The organism is Defluviitalea raffinosedens (genome assembly GCF_016908775.1).
GTDB classification, from domain to species: domain Bacteria; phylum Bacillota; class Clostridia; order Lachnospirales; family Defluviitaleaceae; genus Defluviitalea; species Defluviitalea raffinosedens.
This window is the reverse complement of the sequence record NZ_JAFBEP010000003.1, coordinates 226,569-252,336: the sequence shown is the minus strand read 5'-3', so window position 1 is coordinate 252,336 and position 25,768 is coordinate 226,569. Positions and strand designations below refer to the sequence as shown.

The 25,768-nt window shown below is 36.8% G+C and carries 16 protein-coding genes; 13 read left to right on the top strand and 3 right to left on the bottom strand.

Annotated elements, in window-relative coordinates:
• Positions 1-268 precede the first annotated feature (268 nt).
• From fucO to JOD07_RS04295, 4 genes are all read left to right on the top strand, one after another.
• The gene (fucO, locus tag JOD07_RS04310; RefSeq protein ID WP_158739292.1) at positions 269-1,429 is read left to right on the top strand and encodes a lactaldehyde reductase; all 1,161 of its coding nucleotides are present in this window, start codon (positions 269-271) and stop codon (positions 1,427-1,429) included.
• Positions 1,430-1,747: 318 nt separating this feature from the next.
• Positions 1,748-2,722: a glycoside hydrolase family 43 protein gene (locus tag JOD07_RS04305; protein ID WP_158739293.1), complete on the top strand. Its 975-nt coding sequence runs from the start codon at positions 1,748-1,750 to the stop codon at positions 2,720-2,722.
• Positions 2,723-2,742: 20 nt separating this feature from the next.
• A complete protein-coding gene (locus JOD07_RS04300) occupies positions 2,743-4,209 on the top strand; it encodes a glycoside hydrolase family 43 protein (RefSeq protein WP_158739294.1) in 1,467 nt (488 codons plus the stop codon).
• A gap of 78 nt (positions 4,210-4,287) precedes the next feature.
• A complete protein-coding gene (locus tag JOD07_RS04295; RefSeq protein ID WP_204612455.1) occupies positions 4,288-6,228 on the top strand; it encodes a glycoside hydrolase family 127 protein in 1,941 nt (646 codons plus the stop codon).
• 204 nt (positions 6,229-6,432) lie between these two features.
• Here the strand turns inward: JOD07_RS04295 and JOD07_RS04290 are convergent, their stop codons facing one another.
• Entirely contained in the window at positions 6,433-7,392 is a 960-nt protein-coding gene (locus tag JOD07_RS04290; protein ID WP_158739296.1) for an ArsR/SmtB family transcription factor, read from the bottom strand.
• Positions 7,393-7,906: 514 nt separating this feature from the next.
• On the opposite strand from JOD07_RS04290, the gene JOD07_RS04285 reads away from it, so the two are divergent.
• From JOD07_RS04285 to JOD07_RS04265, 5 genes are all read left to right on the top strand, one after another.
• Complete coding sequence (locus tag JOD07_RS04285) at positions 7,907-9,277, top strand: ABC transporter substrate-binding protein (protein WP_158739297.1); 1,371 nt, start codon at positions 7,907-7,909, stop codon at positions 9,275-9,277.
• A gap of 95 nt (positions 9,278-9,372) precedes the next feature.
• On the top strand, positions 9,373-10,275 hold the full coding sequence (locus JOD07_RS04280) for a carbohydrate ABC transporter permease (RefSeq protein WP_204612453.1): 903 nt from the start codon (positions 9,373-9,375) through the stop codon (positions 10,273-10,275).
• 1 nt (position 10,276) lies between these two features.
• Positions 10,277-11,194, top strand: a complete 918-nt coding sequence (locus JOD07_RS04275; RefSeq protein WP_158739299.1) for a carbohydrate ABC transporter permease — start codon at positions 10,277-10,279, stop codon at positions 11,192-11,194.
• 46 nt (positions 11,195-11,240) lie between these two features.
• Positions 11,241-12,755, top strand: a complete 1,515-nt coding sequence (gene arfA / locus JOD07_RS04270) for an arabinosylfuranosidase ArfA (protein ID WP_204612451.1) — start codon at positions 11,241-11,243, stop codon at positions 12,753-12,755.
• 665 nt (positions 12,756-13,420) lie between these two features.
• Positions 13,421-20,044, top strand: coding sequence for an immunoglobulin-like domain-containing protein (locus JOD07_RS04265; RefSeq protein ID WP_204612449.1), 6,624 nt, complete (start codon positions 13,421-13,423; stop codon positions 20,042-20,044).
• A gap of 205 nt (positions 20,045-20,249) precedes the next feature.
• On the opposite strand, the gene JOD07_RS04260 is transcribed toward JOD07_RS04265, so the two are convergent.
• Positions 20,250-21,029, bottom strand: a complete 780-nt coding sequence (locus JOD07_RS04260; protein ID WP_158739302.1) for an SDR family NAD(P)-dependent oxidoreductase — start codon at positions 21,027-21,029, stop codon at positions 20,250-20,252.
• Between the two features lie 373 nt (positions 21,030-21,402).
• On the opposite strand from JOD07_RS04260, the gene dpaL reads away from it, so the two are divergent.
• Entirely contained in the window at positions 21,403-22,629 is a 1,227-nt protein-coding gene (gene dpaL / locus JOD07_RS04255; RefSeq protein ID WP_158739303.1) for a diaminopropionate ammonia-lyase, read from the top strand.
• Between the two features lie 68 nt (positions 22,630-22,697).
• Here the strand turns inward: dpaL and JOD07_RS04250 are convergent, their stop codons facing one another.
• A complete protein-coding gene (locus JOD07_RS04250) occupies positions 22,698-22,898 on the bottom strand; it encodes a hypothetical protein (RefSeq protein ID WP_158739304.1) in 201 nt (66 codons plus the stop codon).
• Between the two features lie 147 nt (positions 22,899-23,045).
• On the opposite strand from JOD07_RS04250, the gene ytvI reads away from it, so the two are divergent.
• The 3 genes from ytvI to JOD07_RS04235 all read left to right on the top strand — a co-directional run bounded on the left by ytvI (position 23,046) and on the right by JOD07_RS04235 (position 25,764).
• Positions 23,046-24,113 carry a sporulation integral membrane protein YtvI gene (gene ytvI, locus JOD07_RS04245; RefSeq protein ID WP_158739305.1) on the top strand — a complete coding sequence of 356 codons (1,068 nt, stop codon included), beginning with the start codon at positions 23,046-23,048 and terminating at the stop codon, positions 24,111-24,113.
• A 59-nt stretch (positions 24,114-24,172) separates the two neighbouring features.
• Positions 24,173-25,018, top strand: a complete 846-nt coding sequence (locus JOD07_RS04240) for a fumarate hydratase (protein ID WP_334296496.1) — start codon at positions 24,173-24,175, stop codon at positions 25,016-25,018.
• Positions 25,019-25,200: 182 nt separating this feature from the next.
• Positions 25,201-25,764, top strand: coding sequence for a Fe-S-containing hydro-lyase (locus tag JOD07_RS04235; RefSeq protein WP_158739307.1), 564 nt, complete (start codon positions 25,201-25,203; stop codon positions 25,762-25,764).
• The last annotated feature ends 4 nt before the right edge of the window (positions 25,765-25,768 follow it).

Sequence of the window (25,768 nt, the reverse complement as noted above, 5' to 3'; positions counted from 1 at the left end):
GTTTTAACCATCGATACCTTTGGAGCATCCGGTCCAGCCAGTGTGCTGTTTGAAGAATTTGGATTTACTGTTGACAATGTTGTGAATAAAGTTAAGAAATTAGTTAAATAATATGGATAAGTTATTTATAAAAAGTTAATGATTTAATCATTGACTTTTTTATGTTTAAAAAATTATCTAGAATTTCTAAACAATAGAAAAATATTGATTTTTCAAAAGAATAATGATAAAATATTAACGAAGTTAAAGATCCAAATGGAGGTATGATATGGTAAAACGAGTTGTATTGAATGAAACTTCATATTTTGGACAAGGAGCTATTCAAGTACTGCCGCAGGAGATCAAAGACAGAGGATTTAAAAAAGCTTTCATTGTGACTGATAAGGAATTGCTGAAATTTAATGTGACTCAGAAGGTTACAAAAATATTGGAAGATGCCAATATTCCTTATGTCATTTATGACAATGTAAATCCCAATCCAACCATTGAAAATGTTGTGACTGGGGTTAAAGCTTATAAGGATTCTGGAGCAGATTTTATACTGGCAGTAGGTGGAGGTTCGCCTATTGATGCGGCTAAGGGTATTGGTGTTGTTGTGAACAATCCGGAGTTTGCGGATGTTAAATCCTTAGAAGGTGTTGCACCAACCAAAAACAAGCCAGTTCCTATGATCGTAGTTCCAACGACTGCTGGTACAGCGTCAGAAGTAACTACATATTATGTTATTACGGATGAAGAAGCTGTAAAAAAGATGGTTTGTGTAGATACAAAAACAATACCAGTTCTTGCAGTAGTAGACCCGGATATGATGGTTTCAATGCCTAAGGGCTTAACCGCTGCAACTGGAATGGATGCTCTTACCCATGCCATTGAAAGCTATATCACAAAAGGTGCCTGGGGTATGACAGATATGTTCGCTCTTGAAGCAATAAAGTTGATTGCAAACAATCTTTCCAAAGCAGTTTTTGAACCAAATAACATTGAAGCGAGAGACGCTATGGCAACGGCTCAATATATTGCAGGAATGGCATTTTCAAATGCAGGGTTAGGATTAGTACATGCTATGGCACATCAGCTGGGTGCAGTTTATGATACGCCTCATGGAGTGGCTAATGCGCTTTTATTACCATATGTTATGGAATACAATGCACCGGCTACAGGTGATAAATATAGAGAAATTGCCCGTCAAATGGGCGTACCCAATGTAGACAGTATGAGTGTTGAAGAATTTAGACAAGCAGCCATCGATGCTGTTAAAAATTTATCAAAAGAGATTGGAATTCCTCAAAAGCTTGTTGAAATCGGAGCCAAAGAAGAAGACTTGCCAACTCTTGCGAAAAAAGCTTATGGAGATACATGTACTCCTGGAAATCCAAGGGATACAAGTGTAGAAGATATATTAGAAGTATACAAAAAAGCGTTTAAATAAATCCTTAAAGATCAAAGATAGCTTGGGAAATAAATTCCCAGGCTATTTTTTATTGCATAAGGAACTTCTCTGGATTTATTGTGCAGTAAAAAGCCCTGGTGTTATCTATTCAATCAAATTAAAAATAATTTAGATTAAGTTAAATTTTATAATCTGGAAGAGGGATCAATTCTTATTAAAATAGAGATAAATGCCTTAAAAAAGAAAGAAAAATAGAGTGGATTAAAAGCTTAGTCTTGAAATGTATAAAAAAATCCTCTATAATTTAGATAAATATAAATTATTTTATATTAAAATAAAATTAATCAGGGGGCTATTATGGATAAGACAAACGTTGTTAAGACTAAGTACAATACACCTTGGATCGCTAATAGAGCAGATCCTTATGTGTATAAGGCAAAAGACGGATTTTATTACTTTACAGCTTCTGTTCCTGAGTATGACCGCATTGTTCTTAGAAGATCAAAGAGATTAAAAGATTTGGCTTGTGCAGAAGAAGCTGTTATTTGGAAAAGACATGACAGCGGCATAATGAGTGAACATATATGGGCGCCGGAAATACACTATCTGGATGACAAATGGTATATATACTTTGCTGCGGGAGAAAAAGAAGACAAGTGGAAAATTCGACCCTATGTCTTAGAGTGTCAGGGGAAAGATCCTATGACAGGAGAATGGATTGAAAAAGGTAGAATGCAAAGCTGCGATGGAGATGATTTATCCTTTACATCCTTTTCTCTGGATGCAACAGTTTTTGAACACAGAGGTAAAAGATATTTGGTATGGGCGGAAAAGGTACAGCTTAAAGAGCTGGTTTCAAATCTGTATATTGCAGAGATGGAATCTCCCATAAAACTAAAAACCAAACGGGTACTTTTAACCACCCCAGAGTATGATTGGGAGATCGTTGAGTTTTATGTGAATGAAGGACCGGCAATTCTTAAAAAGAATAACAAAATATTTTTAACCTATTCTGCCAGTTCCACAGGAGCTTGCTATTGTGTGGGCATGCTCGTTGCAGATGAAGATGCAGATCTACTGGATCCTGGTTCATGGACAAAAATGAAAGAACCAGTTCTTAGGACAGATGAAAGTAAAGCCGTTTATGGCCCGGGGCATAACTCTTTTACGGTATCAGAAGATGGTAAGGAGATTATGGTTTTCCATGCAAGACAATACTCGCAAATAGTTGGAGATCCCTTATATGACCCCAACAGACATGCGATGTTCTTAGAGATAAAATGGAATAAAGACGGAATGCCTGAATTCGAGTATATGAGCAATGAAGCCTGATTTTATTTAGGAGGGTTACAATGCGTAAAGAAATAATAACTTCTTTCATTTTGAGTTCGGTTATGATGCTTGTGGCTTGTTCTACATCCCGGGAAAGCTTTAACACTATCCAGTTAAAATCCGATGAAGGACCTAAAGTATTTAAAGATGCATCAGTTCATGATCCGTCGGTAGTAAAGTATAATGGCACATATTATATATTTGGTTCTCACCTGGCTGCTGCTAAATCAGAAGATTTAATTCACTGGCAAATGATTGCTTCAGGTGTAAAAGAAAAGAACAAGATTATTCCCAATGCCATGAAAGAAATGAGAGAAGCCTTTTCGTGGGCTCAGACCAGCACATTTTGGGCACCGGATGTGATTCAGCTGGAAGACGGAAAGTTCTATATGTATTATTGTAACTGCGAAGGCAGCAAGCCTTTAGCTGCCCTGGGGGTTGCGGTATCTGACAATATAGAAGGTCCTTATAAAGATAAAGGAATTATTTTAAAATCCGGTATGACGGATATACCCAGTGAAAACGGAGATGTTTATGACGCAACAATACATCCTAATGTAGTGGACCCCTGTGTGTTCTTTGATAAAGAGGGAAGGCTTTGGATGATGTATGGCTCTTATTCAGGGGGGATATACATTTTGGAATTGGACCCTAAAACAGGGATGCCGATTGAAAAAGGTTATGGAAAGAAGATTTTAGGAGAAAACCACTTAAGAATAGAAGGTCCCTATGTTCTATATAACCCTGAGACCGATTATTACTATATGTTTTTGTCTTTTGGGGGATTAGATGCAAATGGGGGCTACAATATAAGAGTAGCCCGTTCCAAAAATCCCGATGGCCCCTACTTTGATTCCATGGGAAATGACATGATCAACTGCAAAGGGCCAAAAGGAAGCTTCTTTGACGATGAAACGGCTTCGAAATATGGAACAAAGCTGATGGGTAATTATAAATGGCTTTGGACAGAAGGAGAAGATGGAGAAAAAAGAAAAGGACTTGTATCCCCCGGTCATAATTCTGCCATATATGATGAAGCGTCTGGAAAATACTTTATTATTTTCCATACTCGGTTTGAAAACAGGGGAGAATCCCATGAAGTAAGAGTTCATCAGATGTTTTTTAATTCTGATGGTTGGCCGGTTATTTCATCCTATCGATATTTGGGGGAAACGATTGGTGAATATACAAAGGAAGATATTATAGGACCCTATAAAATCATCAATCATGGCAGGGATATATCTTCCCAAATAAAAGAATCCCAAAAGATTATCCTTTATTCCAACGGAAAAATTGATGGGGATTACCGGGGCAAATGGAAACTTGTTGGAAGTAACGAAATAGAGCTTACCATTGGCAAAGATACATATAAAGGTGTGGTTTTAAAGCAATGGGATGAATTTGGAAATAAGTATGTTATGACTTTTACAGCATTATCACAAGAAAAAGGAATTGCCATATGGGGCAGCGGCTTAGAAGCAAAGTAATTTATAAGAGGATGTGGCAGTACAAAAGAGGATATTAACGGGTTTTAGATTAAAAATAATAAAGGAAACGGGTGGCGTATGAATAAATTAAAGATGGTTCCTTTACAAAATGTTCGTATTCAGGATTCCTTTTGGGATCGGTATTTAGGTCTTGTAAAAGAAGTGCTTATTCCCTATCAGTGGGATATTTTAAATGACAGACTTGAAGATGTTGAAACCAGTCATTGTATCAAAAATTTCAAGATAGCAGCCGGCCTCGAAAGTGGAGAATTCTATGGAGCTGTTTTTCAGGATTCTGATCTGGCAAAATGGATTGAAGCTGCCTCTTATTCTCTTGCAGTGTATCCGGATAAAGATTTGGAAAATACCATTGATGAAGTGATTGATCTGATCGAAGCAGCTCAGCAAGAGGATGGATACATCAATACCTATTTTACGATTCACGATAAAAGCCTTCGCTTTACAAACCTCCAGGAAGGACATGAATTGTACTGTGCTGGACATTTTATGGAGGCGGCAGTGGCGTATTACCGTGCAACAGGCAAAGATAAGCTTGTTTGTATTATGAAGCGTTTTGCGGATTTGATTTGTGAAGAATTTTCTTCCGCTAAAAATTCGAAAGGATATCCGGGACACCAGGAAATAGAAATTGGCCTTTATAAGATGTATGAAGTTACTGGTGAAGTGAAGTATTTAAAGCAGGCAAAAATGTTCCTTGACAGAAGAGGGGAACAGCCTAATTACTTTCTTGAAGAAGCTAAAAGGCCAGGTTTTAAGCGTATATTCGATGAATTTAAAAATTATGACCCTGCCTATTCCCAGTCCCATCTTCCTGTCAGGGAGCAAAAAACAGCGGAAGGTCATGCGGTAAGGGCGGTTTATATGTATTCTGCCATGGCGGATGTCGGGGCTGAATATGATGACGGGACACTCGTTGCTGCATGTAAAAGATTATGGGATAACATGGTAAAGAGGAGAATGTACATTACAGGAAGTATAGGAAGTTCGGGTTTGCTTGAACGATTTACTACAGATTATGACCTTCCGAATGGCTCCAATTATTCGGAAACCTGTGCTTCCATAGGTCTTGCTTTGTTTGGAAGAAGAATGGCACGGATCACCAGGGAAAGCAAATATTACGATGTGGTCGAAAGAGCACTTTATAACACGGTTTTATCCGGAATTGCCATGGATGGAAAAAGCTTTTTCTATGTGAATCCTTTGGAGGTATGGCCGGATCATTGTATCCCCAGGACTTCGAAGGAACATATAAAGCCCGTTCGGCAAAAATGGTTTGGAGTTGCCTGCTGTCCCCCCAATATTGCCCGTACGTTAGCATCTCTTGGAGAATATATATATTTTGCTGAAGAAGATGCTATATGGGTTAATTTATTTATTTCAAATAAAGCAAAGTTTACTGTAAATAACCAAGAACTTACATTGGATATGCAGACGAATTTCCCTTATGAAGGTCATACGAGAATAGAACTAAAAGGCAAGGCATTTGTAAAGGGCAAGATTTACTTGCGTATTCCTGACTATGTGAAGGACTATAAGATTTTAGTTGATGGAGGAGTTGTTGATTCGCCGCAGATTACAGGTGGTTATTGTGTTCTGGAATTGGAGATGGATCAGAGAACCATTGATATTCATTTTGATTTGACCCCTCGTTTTGTCAGGGCAAATCCTCTGGTTAAAGAAAATATAGGGAAGGTAGCGGTAATGAAAGGGCCGCTGGTTTACTGTATGGAAGAGGTGGATAATGAATCCAATTTACCAGCCTATTATATAGATACATCTTCTAAGCTTTTAGAGTATTATGACAAAGAATTGCTTGGGGGTACTGTAGTGATAAAATGCGAGGGAAAGAAAGTGACCCAGGAAGGATGGGATGTAAATCAGCTTTACTCAGAGCAGAAAATAACATCAGAACAAAAAATGCTGACATTTATACCTTACCCATACTGGGGGAATCGAAAAACTGGTGAGATGCTGGTATGGGTTAAGGAAATGCTTTGATTTTACTGATGATCATTGTGCTTTCAACAGGAATAAAAGTCTAAGGAATTCATTTTAAAGCTGTTGATATGCATTAAAATATCAACAGTCTTTTTTATCTCGCAAAATAAAAACATCCACTGGTGATCAATAACCAGTGGATGTTTTAAAAGAAATATACTTGTGAGAAATTTTATTATTCTAAGTTTGGCTTCGGATTTTAACTTACAGAGAGTGGCCAGTGGAGGATGGATCAGAAGGAACAGCTGTTTCGTAAGGGCTGTAATGAATGCGGACGTTGATATCCTGATTGTAGTTACCAAAGTTTTTGCCGTATATGGTTAATCCGCCAACGTGTTTAGCGTCTTCTGGTACAGCCAGTTTAAACTTTATAGTGCTTCTGTAATCCAGATCAAAATCATTCAGAGAAACATCTGAGATTTTTAATCCGTCAATAAAGGTTCCTTTTCGGTTGATTACGATTAATTTGAGAAGACCGTATTGATTCCAGTTGATTTCCCACCATTCAGGGGTAAATATGCCCTTAACGCCTCCGAAATCTCCCGGGCTTGTCCAGGAACCTATCCATTTATTATTAATGTAAAAATGGATGTCTGAAGGCCATGTGTCATTGTATCCCGGTGCTTCAGAGCCTAATTCCAGGGAGATGGTGATTTGATCAATCTTTTGAGAAACAGGTAAAAAGTTTGGTATGAGGTATTCAACATAACCCTTGGTGAACCAAAGAATATCACTTTGAAAACGATCGGGATGGGCAAAGTATCTGGGGTCGTCAACTTCTCCGACAATGGATTTGGACGTTGCAAGACCGCAGGTTGGGAAAACCTGATAATCAGAATAGTGTCCAACTTTGATATTGGTTTCGTATATGTTTTGCTCATCTTCTTTAGAATTTACTTCTATTAAAATTTTATCGACATGTACCATATACTTTTTTTGATTGCCGTGGCCGGTAGATTCGTTGGAGATGGAGATTAACCCGCAACTTTCCAGTTTTTTGATATGACTGGTTAAGGCACCGTTCGTTATGTTTAATTGGGCAGCCAACTCATTCATGTTGAGTTCGTTGTTATTTAACAATAGCTTGATTATGGATATACGAATGTCAGAAGCAAGGGCTTTGAAGATCTCCAAACCTTCATCCAGAGATTTGATATGCAGCATAGATGGCAGCCTCCCTAATAAATGGTTTTTACTATTATAGAATAGGTATAGTATAGCTTATTAACCTGAGGAAATCAAGAAGGTTCAAAAATAATATCAATTATAATAAAGATGAACCTTTCTTTGCTGTAAAAATTGCTGATTTTAACTGTTTAAATTCAATATATTATAGTGCAATTTTACATATATTAAAAAGTATATTTTAAATAAATATAAATTAGTTTGTGATTTCATGAATATTCTAAGCTATGAAATTTTAATTTAAACTAAAGAATGACCGACTTTTTTTAGATAAATCTAAAATATTTAAAAAAATAATTAAAAATATATTGACCAACCCCAAAAATAGTTGTATTATATTTATAAATTAATCCGTTATTCCTTTCGAAAAATGTCTAAAACCTACAACAATATAAGTAATACAACAAATTAATCAATAATAATTTAATTTAAATTAAAAAAGGCTAATGCCTTTTTAATAAAAATTTTTAATCCATAAAGGGAGGATAAAGCAATGAAAAAAAGAATTTTAAGATGGAGCTCATTCATATTGGCTTTAACCCTGGTAATGACTTCATTAATAGGTTGTGGAAGCAAAAGTACTACAGACCAATCTAAAAGTGGAACCCCTGCAGTACAGGAAAAGCAATTAGGGGCAGATACCGCAGGTGAAAATGCAACAGAGCTGAGTTACTGGACTTTTGTTGACTTGCATGGAAAACACTTTGAAAAGATGCTTGAACTTTGGAATAAAGAAAATCCTGACAGACAAATCAAATTAAACGTTACGGTTATGCCTTATGATGATATGCATAATAAACTGCTGATTGCTGTTCAAACTGGTCAGGGTGCTCCTGATATTTCTGATATTGAGCTTGGCAGATTCCCTGACTTTTTGGCAGGGGATGAAGTGCCTTTGGTTGATTTAACAGATGCTGTTGAACCTTATAGAGATAAAATTGTTGAATCTCGTCTTGGTATTTACAGTAAAGATGGTAAGGTTTATGGATTCCCTACTCACGTAGGTGGTACAGTTGCTTTCTATAATACAGAGATTTTAGAACAAGCTGGTGTAGATTATAGAACGATCAAAACCTGGGAAGATTACAAACAAGCTGGTATAAAGGTATACGAAGCAACAGGGAAATACCTGGGTACAGCGGATACATCTGCTACATGGCAAGTATCCATGCTTTTAGCTCAACAAGGTTCTGACTTAACAGATGAAAATGGTAATCCACGAGTTAATTCTCCCGAATTGATTAAAGGCCTTGAAATGTTAAAAGATTTACAAGAAAACAATGTCATCGCTACAATTCCTGGCGGACAGCCGGATACAGAAGAAGCAAAAGGTGAATACAACATGGGTAATTATGCTTCTGCCCTTATGCCCTTATGGTATATGTCAAGATTTACCAATGAAATTACAGACCTTAAAGGCAAAATTGCAATAGCTCCCCTTCCAGTATTTGAAGAAGGCCAACCTCGTTCTCTTGGCTTGGGTGGTACAGGTACAGTTGTTACAAAAACAGCTAAAGATATCCAGTTGGCAAAAGACTTCTTAACCTTTGCCAAGATTTCAGAACAAGCCAATATAGAAATCTGGAATACCCTAGGGTTTGACCCTGTTAATACAGAAGTATGGACCAATAAAGAGATTACTCACAATCCAGACAATGAATTTGTCCAATACTTCCAAAACAATCCATTTGATGTGCTTAATGAAGTAAAAGATGAAATCCAAATGATTAAATCTACTTCTGCTTCACCAACCATCAATAATGTTCTTTGTACTGTTACATTAAATGCGATCTTTGAAGATGGTCAGGACGTAACAGAAGCTTTAAATGAAGCACAAGAAATGATTGAACAAGAATTGCAATAATTCACTAAGTTTAAGAGGCTGTTAAGTCTGCCATATATGGGGTGTTCAAAACATATATGGCAGTTATTTTATCAAACGGAAGGGAGAGTGAATAAATGAATAAACTCAAAAAGGTCTTGAATTCTCAAAAAGTGGCCCCTTATGTATTTGTCTTGCCATTTATTTTTGTTTTTCTGATTTTTTGGCTTTATCCCCTTGCAAATTCTTTTATCATGAGTTTCCAGGAAAGATTACTGGGGCAAGCTCCTAAATGGAAAGGATTTGACAACTATACCAAGCTTTTAACAGATAAGGTTTTCCTTAAAGCAGTTGAAAACAGTGTTGTATATATGGTATGGACGCTTATTTTATTAATTCCATTTCCGATGATTTTTGCCTGTCTTATTAATAGTAAACTCATGTGGGGGAGAGAATTTTTTAAATCAGCTTTCTTTCTTCCGGCTTTAACATCTGTTGTTGTGGCAGGAACCATTTTCCGATTGATTTTTGGAGAAATGCCAGGTTCTTTAATGAACAGCATCTTATCCCATTTTGGCATGGGGCCTTTTAAATATTTAAAAGATCAAACCCTTAGCCGAATTGCACTTTTAACCCTTGCCTGCTGGAGATGGACCGGAGTTAATATGTTGTATTTTTTGTCGGGACTTAAGGGAATTGATCAGGAATATTATGAAGCGGCTGCTATTGACGGTGCTTCCAGCCTTCAGGCGTTTAAATCCATTACAATGCCATTATTAAAGCCGACAACCATATATGTTGTGACGATTAGTATTTATGCGGGACTGGCAATGTTTACTGAAAGTTTCATGTTATTTAATGGTAACAACTCACCTAAGAATATAGGGCTGACAATTGTTGGTTATTTGTATAGACAAGGTATCGAAAAAAATAAATTAGGATACGCTGCGACCGTTGGTATTGTTCTCCTTGTGGTAGCTATGACGATTAACTTGATTCAGCTGGCGTTGACTGGAATGTTTAAAAAGGAGGAGAGTTAATATGAGCAAAACGAATTATCAATCAAATTTGGCTCCGATAACCTCTGATGAGGCAGTTCTTTTAAATGAAATCCATTCAAAAAAGAAGAAAAAAGATTTGCCTTTAAAAATCGCCTTATGCATTTTCTTTTCAATATTATTTGTTTTAATCATGCTTCCTTTTTATGCAGTCACGTTGGCAGCTTTTAAACCCGGAGAGGACTTGATCCGATATGGTCTTAATTTAAAATTTGATTTAAGCGTTATGAGCTTTGACAATTTTATTTTCTTATTTACAGGGGATCATGCTTATTTTACCTGGTTTAGAAATAGTTTGCTTTTAACCATCGTTCAAGTAACCCTTACTTTATTGGTGAGTGCTTTTGTTGCATATGGTTTTGCGGCTTATGAGTTTAAAGGAAAGAATTTTTTGTTTATCTGTGTTTTATTGATTATGATGGTGCCCTTTGAAATTTTATTACTCCCTTTATATACATTAATCTATGATTTAGGGCTTATGAATACCTATTCGGCGATCATCCTCCCGGGGATAGCTAATGCAGGGACCATATTTTTCTTCAGGCAATATCTAAGGGGTATTCCCAAAGCCATTATCGATTCAGGAAGAGTAGATGGAGCCACAGAATATGGGATATTCTTCAGATTGGTTTTGCCTGTTATGAAACCTTCTTTCGCAGCAATGGCAATTTTAAATGGTATGAACAGCTGGAATAACTTATTATGGCCTTTTATGGTATTAGGAGACGGGGATAAATTCACTCTTCCTATAGGACTAAAAACGCTGTTAACACCTTATGGTAATAACTATGATTTGCTTATTGTAGGTTCTTTCTTTGCAATCTTACCAATCTTCATATTATTTTTATGCTTCCAGAAATATTTTATTGATGGCATGACAGCTGGAGCGGTTAAAGGTTAAAATTATTCAATCCATATAAAATTAATATAGTAAGGAGTAATGTGATATGGCAAAAAAACATGCAAAAATGATTGTTGATAAGGACTACAGAATTTCCCAGATCGATAAGCGTATATATGGCTCATTTGTTGAGCATTTGGGAAGAGCTGTATATGAAGGCATTTATCAGCCTGGTCATCCGGCAGCGGATGAAGATGGTTTTAGAAAAGATGTTATAGAATTGGTAAAGGAACTTAATGTGCCTATTGTCCGATATCCTGGAGGAAATTTCGTATCCAACTATTTCTGGGAAGATGGCGTTGGACCTGTCAGTGAAAGACCAAAAAGACTGGAATTAGCCTGGAGAAGCTTAGAAACCAATGAAGTTGGAGTGAATGAATTTACAAAATGGGCTAAAAAAGCAGGTTCAGAAGTGATGATGGCTGTTAACCTTGGAACGAGAGGCGTGGCAGATGCCTGCAATTTACTCGAATACTGCAACCATCCGGGGGGAACCAAATATAGTGACTTAAGAATCAAACACGGAATCAAGGAGCCTCATAATATAAAAGTATGGTGCCTTGGCAATGAAATGGATGGCCCCTGGCAATTAGGCTCTAAAACCCCTGAAGAATATGGAAGACTTGCCTATGAAACAGCAAAGGCAATGAAGCTTATTGATCCAACCATAGAATTAGTATCCTGCGGAAGCTCCAGCAGTAAGATGCCTTTATTCCCTCAATGGGAAGCAACTACCCTAGAGCATACTTATGACCACGTGGATTATGTATCCCTTCATACTTACTTTGGCAATGCGGACAATGACACAGCCAATTTCTTGGCAAGATCAATGGAAATGGATTATTTTATTAAGACCGTTATTGCAACCTGTGATTTTGTCAAAGCGAAAAAACGCAGCAAGAAAACGATCAACTTAAGCTTTGACGAGTGGAATGTATGGTTCCATTCCAATGAAGCAGACAATGATACCATGCAAAACAGACCATGGCAAAAAGCACCTGCTCTTTTAGAAGATATTTATACTTTTGAAGATGCCTTAGTGGTTGGTCTTATGCTGATTACTTTAATGAAGAATGCAGACAGAGTGAAGATGGCTTGCCTTGCACAATTGGTGAATGTTATTGCACCGATTATGACTGAAACCAATGGAGCTGCCTGGAAGCAAACGATTTTCTACCCATTTATGCATGCATCCAGGTTTGGCAGAGGTATTGCCCTTCAACCTATTTTAAAATCCACAAAACATGATACCAAAGAATTTACGGACGTACTGGATGTGGAAGCAATTGCTGTTTACAACGAAGAAAATGAAGAAGTCACCATCTTTGCTGTAAATAGAGACTTAGAAGATGGCATTGAATTTGAATGTGATTTAAGAAGTTTTGAAGGGTATAAATTCATTGAACACATTGCTTTAGAATCTGATGACTTAAAGGCAGTGAATTCACCGACAAGCCAAAAAGTGGCACCCAAATCAAGCACAACCGCTCAACTGGATCAGGGAATTTTACGTGTTATGCTTAATAAAGCGTCATGGAATGTGATTCGATTAGGAAAATAATTTATAAGAGGTTTCTCGTCTATCTGAGGGCTGTCGCATAAGCAGTTTATTACTGACTTGCGGCAGTCCTTTATTTGTTGATTTAAGAACCTCGAAAAACATTTAACTTTTTTCGAAATAAAACCAAATTATTTCAGCATGTTATAAATTAAATAAAAAATTTTGGCATAATTAAACAAAATTTATACGTTATTAAAGTCATTTTTAATAAAAAATTCAACTATTAAAAAAATTATTGAATTGAATAATAAACTAAATATTTTAGAATAAAAATTGAATCAGTTTAAGTTGTATCCAATAGCAGCAGAACAAAGAATCTAAACCAGTAAGTTTCATATAAAAAATGTTTCTGCAAGTAAAACTGGCGAGAAGATTGCTGTAAAAGAGGTATGTTGAATTTTATTACAATAAGATTATAAAAATAATTAAAAAATATCCAACACAATTCGAAAAATATTTTATTTACTTAACAATGAATTCTTATAGAATAAAAATATAATTAGAAATTTAGAGTGTTGGATAATTAAACCGATATTCTATTATATGGACAAAATTGTATATTAATGGAAGGAGTGGTTTATGATTACTAAGGTTTTGCAAGTGCTAAAAAATATATTGATAAGGGGGGAAAACTGCATACTTTGAGTGTTTATGCAGGAAAACGTATGAAGAAAAGAAGAATAGTGTCATTTATCTTAACTTTCGTCATGACGCTTAGTATGTTTTCGGGTGTTTACATACCTCTGGTTTTTGCAGAAGAATCTGCGGGAGCTGTGGTAGGAGATATGGTTTATGACCTGATTCTCCACTATGATATGAGGAATGTTAATGGAATTGAAACCCAGAAAATCGTAAGGGATGTTTCAGGCTATACAGTAAATTTCGATGGAATATTAAAAAATGCTGAAAAGAGTCAAGTAGTAAAAAATGATGAAGTCGGTTTTATCAGCTTTAAAGGTGGCTCTGCCAGTGCGAATAGTTCTTATGTTGAAATACCAAAGGGCAGCGATGGCAAGGATGTATTAGAACATGTTGACGGTGGAGTAACTGTATCTACCCTTGTAAATTGGGAAAATGATGGGGATAATCGCTGGATCTTTGGATTCGGTAAAGTTCATGAAGATATAGAGTATGGAAATGCATACTTTTTTGTTACACCTTTTCATGGTAATAACAGAACAATCGTTTCAGGAATATCCGAAGGAGGTTGGAGAACTGAAACACGTATCGCAGGACCATCTCCTCTAACAGCTAATAAATGGAAGCTGGTAACTTCTGTATTGAACGAAGTAGAGCAAACGATTACTGTCTATGTAGATGGCGTACAGGTGGCTCATGGTTCAATTAAGAAGGCAGATAACAGTGATCGTAAGATAGCTAACATTATTGATTATAATGCTAGTTATTCTGGTTTCTTAAGTAAATCCATCTTCGGTAATGATGCTTATTGTAAAGAAAAAATTGCCGATTTCCGTGTTTATGGCGGACCATTATCTTCTAGTGAAGTAGCTGCATTGTATGTTGAAGCACAAAGCAAAATTCTAAAATTACATCAGCTTACAATAGATGATGCTAAAGAATCCCTAAATATTATTTTAGCAAATGCTGATGAAAAGATGGATGCCATTACAAAGAATATTACCCTTCCAACTACAGGAAATAATGGAGTTCAAGTAACATGGAGTTCAAGTAACCCTGATGTTATTTCTACTACAGGAGTGGTTACCCGTCCAGCAATGGATGCTGAGGATGCCACGGTAACTCTTACGGCGACCTTAAGCTATGAGGGCCTTACAGATACTAAAGAGTTTACAGTAAAAGTATTAAAAGAGTTTTCAGAACAGGCAGCAGCCGAAGTAGATGCTTCTAAATTAGTGATTTATAACCAGGACAATATTAAAGGAAATATCAGATTAGCTACCAAGGGTGAAAATGGTTCAACCATTACATGGGTATCCAGTGATCCAGAAATCATCAAAGGTACAGCCCAAGCTGAAGCAGCAGGAGATCCAACTCTTTTAGGAAGAGTAACCCGTCCTAAAGATGGGGACAAAAATGTTACATTAACTGCTGTTGTTCAATTAGGATCTGCAACAGTGGAAAAACCGTTTAATTTAAAAGTAAAGAAAGATCCCGGAAATCTGGATTATGATGCATATTTCTTTGCATATTTTACAGGGGAATATGAAGGCGGAGAAGAAATTTCTTTTGCCGTAGCAGAAGAACCATTGAAATGGAGATCTTTAAATAATGGTAAATCCATTATCCAATCCAAAATGGGAGAAGAAGGATTAAGAGACCCATTCGTTTTACGTTCTCATGAAGGAGATAAATTCTATTTATTGGCTACTGATTTAAAAATGGGAGAAAGTACAAACTTCGACCAAGCTCAAATTACAGGAAGCCATTACATAATGATTTGGGAATCTGATGACCTTGTAAACTGGAGCGAACAAAGAATGGTAGAAGTAGCTCCTAAAAAAGGTGGAAATACCTGGGCTCCTGAAGCTTTCTATGATGAAAAGACAGGGGATTATGTGGTATTCTGGGCTTCTTCTATGAAAGTAGAGGATACTTACGGAAAATATCGAAATGGTAGACCATCTGGCCAATACAATGTAATGTATTATGCTACTACCAGAGATTTCTATACCTTCTCAGAACCTAAGGTATACATTGATGATGCATTCCCAACCATTGACACAACAATGATTGAACACAATGGTACAATTTACAGATTTACAAAATCAGAAGTAAACATGAAAGTTTACTACGAAAAAGCAAATAACGTATTCTATGATAAAGATGGCATCGAAGCTAACGGTTATCAATTTGACTTAGTAGGAAATACAAGAAATGGATTTAACGGAACCATTGGTCATGGAAGCAATAATGAAGGACCAACCGTATTTAAAGATATTCATGAAGATAAATGGTATATGTTCCTGGATTCATGGCCATATCATGTGCGTTATACTACAAATTTAGATGATGCTTCACAATTTGTGAACAACCTTCTTCCAGAATCTGAATATGCACTGCCACCGGGACCAAGACATGGTACAGTTATACCTATAACAAGAGAAGAATACAATGCACTTCAGGCAAAATATGGTGTAGCAGGACCAGTGCCTTCAAATAATCCAGTTGTACATTATACTTTTGATGCAGGTACGATCAATGGAACAACTGTAAAAGATGTATCCGGAAATAATCATGATGCTAGATTAGTAGGTGGAGCAACAACTGTTGCAAATACTATTACAGATTTAGGCAATGCGGTTGAACTTAACGGATCCACAGCATATGTAGAAATGCCTCAGAACCTTATTAAAGATTTGAATCTTGAAAAAATGACAATTGCAACATGGGTTAAAGCAGATAAAAATCTTCCAAATCAAAGAATCTTTGATTTTGGATCAGAAACCGGCAGAGTTGCGAACAGAAATACAATGTATTTGAGCACTCAGGGAGACTTAGCGAATTTAGAATTTGCTATAGTAACACCATTCACAGAAAAATTCGGAAGCTCCACAGCAACATTAGGTTCAAATTACAAATATGCTCTAAGAGCGAAGAGAATGGATGCTAATGTATGGCATCATGTTGCAATTACCATTGATGGTTTTGATGCTGTATTATATGTAGATGGTACTGAAGTAGCAAGAAGCTCTGTCTTTAACGTAGAACCAAGAATGCTTCTTGAAACAACCAAGAACTATATTGGTAAATCAAGAAATGATAATCATAATCTTTTTGATGGCCAAATAGATGATTTTAGAATTTACAATCGTGCATTGAGTGCTGAAGAAATAGCTGATTTAGTTGGAGACTATGATATTCCTCCGGGAGAAGTAATTCCATCAGGTTCTGAATTGATCTTAGATTATGACATGAAGAATGTTGAAGGAACCACCGTAAAAGACAGCAAAGGTAACTTTGATGGAACCTGGATTAACAAAGAAAAAGCATCTTACATGGGCAATGATAAAGTAGGAGCAGTAAGCTTTGCAGGCGGAAGCACTGATTCTTATATCGAAGTTCCTCAAGGTGTTTTAGATGGATTAACCGATGTGACTGTATCTGCTTTAGTAAACTGGAAAGGACAAAACGAAGCAGAATGGATTTTCTGTTTTGGTCAAGACCAAAATAAATATATTTTCGTTACACCTAAAAAGAATTCCGGAAATAGAAGTGCTCGTGCTGGATTCGGTATCACAAGCTGGTCAAACGAAGCAGGGGCAGATGCATCAATGACTTTACCATCCAACGAATGGAAGTTAGTTACAGCAGTATATTCAGGAACAGACCAAGTGGTTACATTGTATGTTGATGGTGAAGAAGTTGGTACAGGTTCAACAAGAGGATATACTTTGGCGCAAATCAACAATACAGGCGGAAGAAGCGGTTATGTTGCAAAATCTTTCTACACAGCGGACCCATATTATGGTGGAATGATTGCAGACTTTGAAGTTTATAACGGTGCGTTAACAGAATCTGAAGTAAAAGCTCTAATGCCAGCAGCAAATGAAAAGATTGTTGAACTTAACAAGATCCTTTTCGATTTTGTTGCAGACAAGTTGGATTATGCTCATTTCCTTTCCAAGAATGTAAGCAAAGATGAAGTTATAACTAACTTGTCCCTGCCAACTCAATGGGAATCAGGAACTACAATTTCATGGCAATCTGATAAGCCAAACGTTATTGCAAATGACGGTACAGTTATAAGACCAAGTTATGCAGACGGAGACCAGGTAGTTACATTAACAGCAACCATCACTGATGGTGTAAATACAAAAACCAGAACATTCACAGTAACAGTAATTAAAATGTCTCCAGATGCACAAAGAGTAAAATTAGATAAAGAAGCATTAACCGTATACAATATTAATGATGTAAGAGGTAATTTGACATTACCTACCAAAGGCGCAAATGGTTCAGAGATTACCTGGGTATCTTCCAATGAAGCAGTCATTACACCAACAGGAGAAGTTGTTCGTCCTGCCCATGGCAGTGGAGATACATATGTAACCCTTACAGCAACCATTACCGCAGGCAATGTATCTGATACAAAAATATTTGTTGCAGTTGTTAGAGAAATGCCAGAAAAAGAAGAATTAGCAGGATACTTATTCGCTTACTTCATCGGAGAAGGCTATTCTAACGGAGAACAAATATACATGGCATTAAGCAAGGGAAATGATCCATTACATTGGACTGAACTTAACAGTGGTAATCCTATTTTCACATCTGAATTAGGTGAAAATGGAGTAAGAGACCCATTCATTATCAGATCTCCGGAAGGTGATAAATTCTATCTCATCGCTACTGACCTTAAAATATATGGCAATGGTAACTGGGATAGAGCTCAAAGATACGGAAGCCTATATATTATGGTATGGGAATCCACAGATTTAGTAAACTGGTCCAAACAAAGAATGGTACAGGTTTCTCCTGAAGTTGCAGGCTGTACCTGGGCGCCGGAAGCATTTTATGATCATACAACCGGAGAGTATATCGTATTCTGGGCATCTAAGATTTATCCGGATGAAAGTAAAACCGGCAGTCCAAACCAAAGAATCATGTATGCTAAAACAAGAGATTTCTACACATTCACAGAAGCAAAAGAATACTACAATCCTGGATATTCTGTAATTGACACAACCATGATTGAGCACAATGGCAAAATCTACAGATTTACTAAAGATGAAAGAGGAAACTCATCTTCATCACCTAATGGTAAATTTATATTCCAGGAAGTGGGAGATTCTATCCTTGGTAACTTTAGAATGATTAAAGAAGGAATCGGTAAAGGTTCAATCAGCCAAGGTGAAGGTCCTACAATCTTTAAGGCAAACGGAGAAGATAAATGGTATCTGTTTATCGATGAGTTTGGCGGAAGAGGATATGTACCATTTGAAACAACCGATTTAGATTCAGGTAATTGGACAATGTCCAGTAACTATCAATTACCTTCCCGTCCACGTCACGGAACTGTATTACCTGTTACAGCTACAGAATATGAAAGATTACAAAACAATCTGCCAATAGAAGTTGAAGAGCCAAATACAGGTTCAGTAACTGGTGTAACATTAAACAAAGATCGTGCTACCTTAAAGGTTGGAGAAGAAGTACAATTAACAGCAACCATAACCCCAGCTAATGCAACCAACAAAGCTGTTGTATGGGTAAGCAGTGATTCTTCTGTAGCAACAGTAGACCAAACTGGAAAAGTAAAAGCACAAAAAGCAGGAACTGCAACAATTACTGTAGTTACAGTGGATGGAAGCTACACTGCAGAATGTGTTGTGACTGTTCAAGATCAGGAAGGACCAAAACCAGAAGTTATTAAAGTAACAGGAGTAACCTTAGACAGGACTACTGCAAATGTAACAGTTAACAAGACAATCCAACTGATTGCAACAGTAAAGCCAGCCAATGCAACCAATAAGAAAGTAACCTGGTCAAGCAGTAATACCTCCGTAGCAACAGTGGACCAAACAGGAAAAGTAACAGGAGTGAAGGCAGGTACTGCAATCATAACCGTTACAACCGAAGATGGAAACTTTAAAGCACAATGTACTGTGACTGTTACAAATCCATCTTCTGGTGGATCTGGTGGATCAGGCGGCTCTGGCGGTGGCAGCAGTTCAGGTGGAAGCCAACCTGCAAAAGAAACAGACCAACCTAAAGAAGAAGTAAAAGACGAAACACCAACAACTACAGAAACCGAACAAGGTAAAACACCGTCTTCACAAACTGCAGATTTTAAAGATACAGCAGGGCACTGGGCAAGTGAAGCAATTGATAAATTGGTTGAAGAAGGTATCATCAGCGGATATCCGGATGGAACTTTCAGACCAAATGCCGAGATTACCAGAGCAGAATTTGTCACCTTAGTATGCAGAATGTTAGGTTTAGAACCAATTAATAGTCCATCCGAATTCAAGGATGTAGACTCTAATGCATGGTATGCAGGATATATCAATGCAATAAGAGAAGCAGGACTTATTGGTGGCTATGAAGACGGAACCTTTAAGCCGGATAAGAAGATTACAAGAGAAGAAGCTTTCGTAATCCTCTATAGAATGGCGAAAGAAAAACTTGCTGCATCAGGAAACCATCCAAATTTTGCAGATGATGAAAGTATAGCAGCATGGGCAAGAGAAGCAGTAGAAGCATTGGTATCAGCAGGAGTAGTAGGCGGCTATGAAGACGGAACCATAAAACCAAAGAACAATATTACCCGTGCTGAAACAGTAAAGATCCTTGCTTATTTCTTAAATTAAATATTTCGATATAGAAAGGGGTTACCGCACTAAAATGCGGGAACCCCTTTCTATATTATTTATGGGTGGAGATTCTATTGAGTGAGCACGCAAAGTGTACGAAATAAAAAAACACCCGCTATGAAGCGAACCCCTTTTACTAGACTTTGTCTTGTCTAACAAAAGGGGTTCGCTTCATTTTATGGGTGGTTATGTTATGATTTATTTAGAATGTAAAGCCGCCATCTACACCAATATTTTGTGCAGTTATGTATCTTGCTTCTTCAGTACATAAGAATGCAACCATATTTGCAATATCTATTGGATCTTGAGGTTTGCCATTAGGTGTTCCTTTAACCCATTCTGCCCATACACGATCCCGTTCTGCCTGATCATCGCCAGCCATTTGGTCTAAAATTTCTTCCCACATACTTGTTTTGATAATACCTGGACAAATACAGTTAACAGTTACATTATCAAGTGCAGCCTCTCTTCCTAAAGATGCTGTCGCTGCCAAAACTGCAGCTTTTGTTGCACTATAAACACTAAATCCGCCAAGGCAGGCTTTTGCTGCGATTGAAGACATATTTATAATTTTACCAAACTTTTTAGGTCTCATGATTGCTAAAGCTTCTCTACAAGAGTATATAACGCCTTTAATATTAACATCGATTGATAAATTAATATCATCTATACTTTGTTTTGTAAGTTCTTCTGTTAAACATACACCAGCACTATTTACAACATAATCAACAGTACCCCATTGTTCAACTATTGTTTTGTACATTTTTGCTACTTGCTCATAATCAGTCACATCCACTTCATATGCAATAGCTTGTGCACCAAGATTTCTTACTTCTTCAGCAACCTTTTCGCATCTTTCTTTTTTTGAATCAGCAATTAATACATCTGCTCCATTTTGAGCAAATAATAGTGCACATTCTCTTCCAAGTCCACTGCCACCGCCAGTTACTAATGCTTTCTTTCCTTTAAAATTAAATTGCATAAAAATCCTCCTCTTCAGTAGTTTATCTATGTCTATATTTTAACATATTATTTATGGTTTTGCTATTTATTTTATATAATTTTGCTACTTTTTTTATATATATTTGATGGTTTTTTATATACTTTTACTATATTTATATATTTTTTCTATTTTTTTATATTTTCACAAACCATTTTACATTTAATAATTTAATTGGATTAAAAAGTTTGTTTTAATTCAGTTTCGTTTTTATCATTAATCATTTCCTTTAGCTTTAAAAACAAGAATAGATTAAAGATTCTTAATTGACAAAACATATTATACAGGAATATCATATGTAATATATTACATATCATTATTTAATTATAGAGAAAGAATGGCAAAGGTGGGTACAATGGCAAAGGTACATGAAGCATATGGAATCAAAGTTGTAATAAATGAGAGAAAAGCAGATTGGAAGCCAAAATTTTTAAGTGAAGAAGAGATAAAAAGTACAAGAAAATTCCATACTACTATGGACGGCTATAAAGCGACGCCATTGGTAAGTTTGGAAAATTTGGCAAAGCAGTTGGGCGTTTCTAAGATTTATGTTAAGGATGAATCCTATAGATTTGGATTAAATGCATTTAAGGCCCTGGGTGTAACTTATGCCATAGCAAAGCTTTTATGTGAAAAATTAGATGTAGATATAGATTCTGTAGGCTTTGATTACTTTAAATTACCGGAAGTTGCAGAAAAAATAAAGGATATGGTATTTGTTACTGCAACGGATGGAAACCATGGAAAAGCAGTAGCCTGGACTGCCACTCAACTGGGATGCAAATCCATTGTCTATATGCCGAAGGGTTCTTCGTTAAGAAGAGTTCAGACGATTAAGGAAGCTGGGGCAAAAGTCTATATTACAGAGGTCAATTATGATGATACTGTCAGGTTAGCCAAGCAAAAGGCTGAAGAAATCGGTGGCTTTTTGGTGCAAGATACGGCATGGGAGGGATATGAAAAAATTCCTAATTGGATTTGCCGGGGCTATACAACTATGGCGGCTGAAGCTTTGGACCAAATGAAGCTGGACGGTATTATAAGACCTACCCATGTATTTTTGCAGGCAGGAGTAGGATCTTTTGCGGGAGCAGTTCTTGGTTATTATGTAAATGTTTTTAAAGACCAATGTCCTATAACGATTATAGTGGAACCTGAAAAGGCTGCCTGTATCTATAAGTCTGCTTTAATAAATGACAACAATCCCCATTCTGTTACAGGAGATTTAGACACTATTATGGCGGGCCTTGCCTGTGGGGAGCCCAATATAGTCACCTGGGAAATTTTAAGGGACTTTGCCGGTGCCTATGTATCATGTCCTGATTATGTAGCGGCTAAAGGAATGAGGGTATTGGCAAATCCTACAGGAAGTGACAGAAAAGTGGTATCTGGCGAGTCAGGAGCAGTTGGACTAGGCCTTGTATCTTTACTTCTGGAAAGAGAAGAATTAAAGGAGTTAAAAAATAAACTGCAGTTAGATGAGCATTCAGTAATACTATGTTTTAGCACTGAAGGAGATACCGATCCCGAAGATTATAAAAAGGTTGTTGATGATGGAAAAAATCCGAGTATTTTTGAATAGAGATATGATATTTTTTATTCCAAGAGAGCTGCCATGCGAAATATAGGTGCGCAGCTCTCCTTATATGCTTATTCTAAGTTTCTTTCCAGTCTTCCCAATTCTTCTTTGGCTCTTTCAATAACCTTGATAGAGTCTTTTATAAGCTCCTGTTGGTTTTCTAAGGTTTCTTTATCCAAACTTCTTTGGTTGTATTGAAGTTCATCTTCAATTTCTTCTAAGCGAATGCGTGCATTTTCAATTGAACGCAGTTTAAAATCCATAGATTCCATAAGTATTCTCCTTTCAAAAATATCATAGAATAAACTTAGTATGTACTAAAATCGTAATTATAATTAGTAAATGAATTGAAGTAATATGTTAAATTTTGTATCATATAATCATATAAATAGAATATTCATTATATAGAGGAGAAATATATGACGGATTTCTATCAAAAACATAAACAAGTTATCCATAGGCTTTTGATTATAGGAATAATTATATTGGGAGTATATTTATTTTTCCGATATATCTTCTCTTATGTTGCGCCTTTTGTTGTGGCTTGGATTCTTTCTTCTTTGATAGAGCCTATGGTACGGTGGTTTCACAAAAAACTTAAACTTTCCCGAGGGTTTTCCAGCATATTGTCCATTATCATTATGCTTATTTTTATTGGAACCATATGTACAGGCATTATCATGAAAATCGGTGAGCAAGCCCAGGAATTTGCCAAAGAACTTCCCAGTTATTATGCAAATTTCACACAGACTTTAGAAAACTTAAGGTGGAAAACCGAGAGCTTAATGTTTGGACTGCCCATCAATATCCAAACGTTTTTAATGGATCATATAAATCAAGTAATTAAGCATTTTTCCAATATGTTGGCACCAGGAGTGGGTAAAGGTTCCATAAGCTTTGTGGCAGCCCTTCCCAATGCCTTATTTTTTACAATCGTCACTTTGATTGCCACATTCTTTATGAGTAAAGATAAAGAAAAAATGCGTGCCTTTATTGAAAGGCAGATGCCCAAATCCTGGGTTATAAAGATGGATATTATCAGAAGGGATTTACTAGGAGCGCTCTTAGGATATATAAGAACCCAGCTCATTCTTATGATCTTTACATCAACGATTTGCATGATTGGCCTTAGCATTCTGAGATTTGAATATTCTCTTTTAATAGGTATTCTCATTGGTATCGTAGATGCATTTCCTGTTTTTGGAAGCGGAACAATCCTGATTCCCTGGGCGGTTTATCATGGGATAACGGGCAATCTTTATGAAGCAGTAGGCCTTTTGATTATTTATGGCGTAGTGGTACTTTTCAGACAGACTTTTGAACCGAAGGTTTTAGGAAGTCAAATCGGTGTATATCCTCTATTTACTTTAATGGCCATGTATATAGGTATTAAATTATTTGGTTTTCTGGGGATTATTATAGGACCTGTTTTTGTGATTTTCTTAAAAACTCTGCAGAAAATAGGTATCCTTCCCAAATGGAAATAACCTTGTATAATATTCATAATTAATGTATAATTATTAATTAAAAATGTAATGGGGTGTCAATTTTGAAAGAAATACATACCAGTAAAATCCAAGATGCAGTTGCCAGGCTTTGCATGGAGTCCAATTACTATTTATCAGAAGATATAAAGGAAGGACTCATAAGCTCAAAAGCCAAAGAAATAAGTCCTTTAGGTCAAAGTATTCTCGATGATATTATTGAAAATGCAGAAGTTGCACAAAAAAGGGCAATTCCCATATGTCAGGATACAGGAACGGCGGTTGTCTTTGTTGAAATAGGACAAGATGTTCATGTGGTAGGCGATTCTCTGGAAGAAGCTATTCAAAATGGCATACGAAAAGGTTATCAAGAAGGATTTTTAAGAAAATCCATGGTAGAAGATCCTCTCCTTCGGGTAAACACCAAAGACAATACTCCTGCAATCATACATTATTCCATTGTTAAAGGAGAACATATAAAAATTACCCTGGCGCCGAAAGGCGGCGGCAGTGAAAACATGAGTGCCTTAAAAATGCTAAAACCTTCGGACGGAATGGAAGGAGTAGAAGAGTTCGTTCTAAAAACAGTGGACGAAGCAGGGTCTAACGCTTGTCCACCTCTGGTAGTGGGTGTTGGCATTGGAGGAAACTTTGAGATGGCACCTTTACTTGCCAAAAAGGCACTTCTTAGGCCGATCAATCAATCCAATCCTAAAAAACATATTAAAGAAATGGAAGACAGACTGCTGATGAAAATTAATGCATTAGGCATAGGACCTCAGGGGCTTGGAGGCAGAACGACAGCTCTTGGCGTCAATATCGAAGTATTTCCTACTCATATTGCAAGCTTGCCTGTAGCAGTCAATATAGGATGCCATGTCACAAGACATAAAACAGTGATCTTATAGTTTAAAGTGCGTGCAATTTTTGCACGTTTTCTATTACACAGGAAATTCCTCTGAATCTCCTATGCAATAGAAAGCCCTTCGGGCAAAATGCACACTCGCGCGTATTATATTTGTCGGTTTTGCCGACTGCGCTCGGCGCGAGAGTTTCGCAAATGAAACTCTTACTTACTAGGAGGGAAAATATGAAAAAGAAAATCACTCTACCTTTACAGGATGAAATAATTTCAACATTAGAAGTTGGGGATGAAGTATTGCTTTCCGGCATAATATATACTGCCAGAGATGCAGCTCATAAAAGAATGGTGGAGACTTTAAAAGAGAACAAACCACTTCCGGTAGACCTTAAAAATCAAATCATTTATTATGTAGGGCCTTGTCCTGCCAAACCGGGAGAAATTATCGGAAGCTGTGGACCTACAACCAGTGGCAGAATGGATGCTTATACTCCTATGATTTTGCAACAGGGGTTAAAGGGCATGATCGGAAAAGGAGAAAGAAATCAGGCAGTCATTGATGCGATCATCAAGAATCAGGCGGTATATTTTACAGCCATTGGAGGCGCAGGTGCTTTGCTTGCTGATCGGGTAAAGGAAGCAAAGGTTGTTGCTTATGAAGACTTGGGGGCTGAGGCGATTTATAAGCTTTATGTAGAAGATTTTCCAGTGGTCGTAACGATTGATACCAAAGGCAATAATTTATACGATACACAGAAGGAGAAATACAAAAACATGCTAAATCAAAATTAAAAGG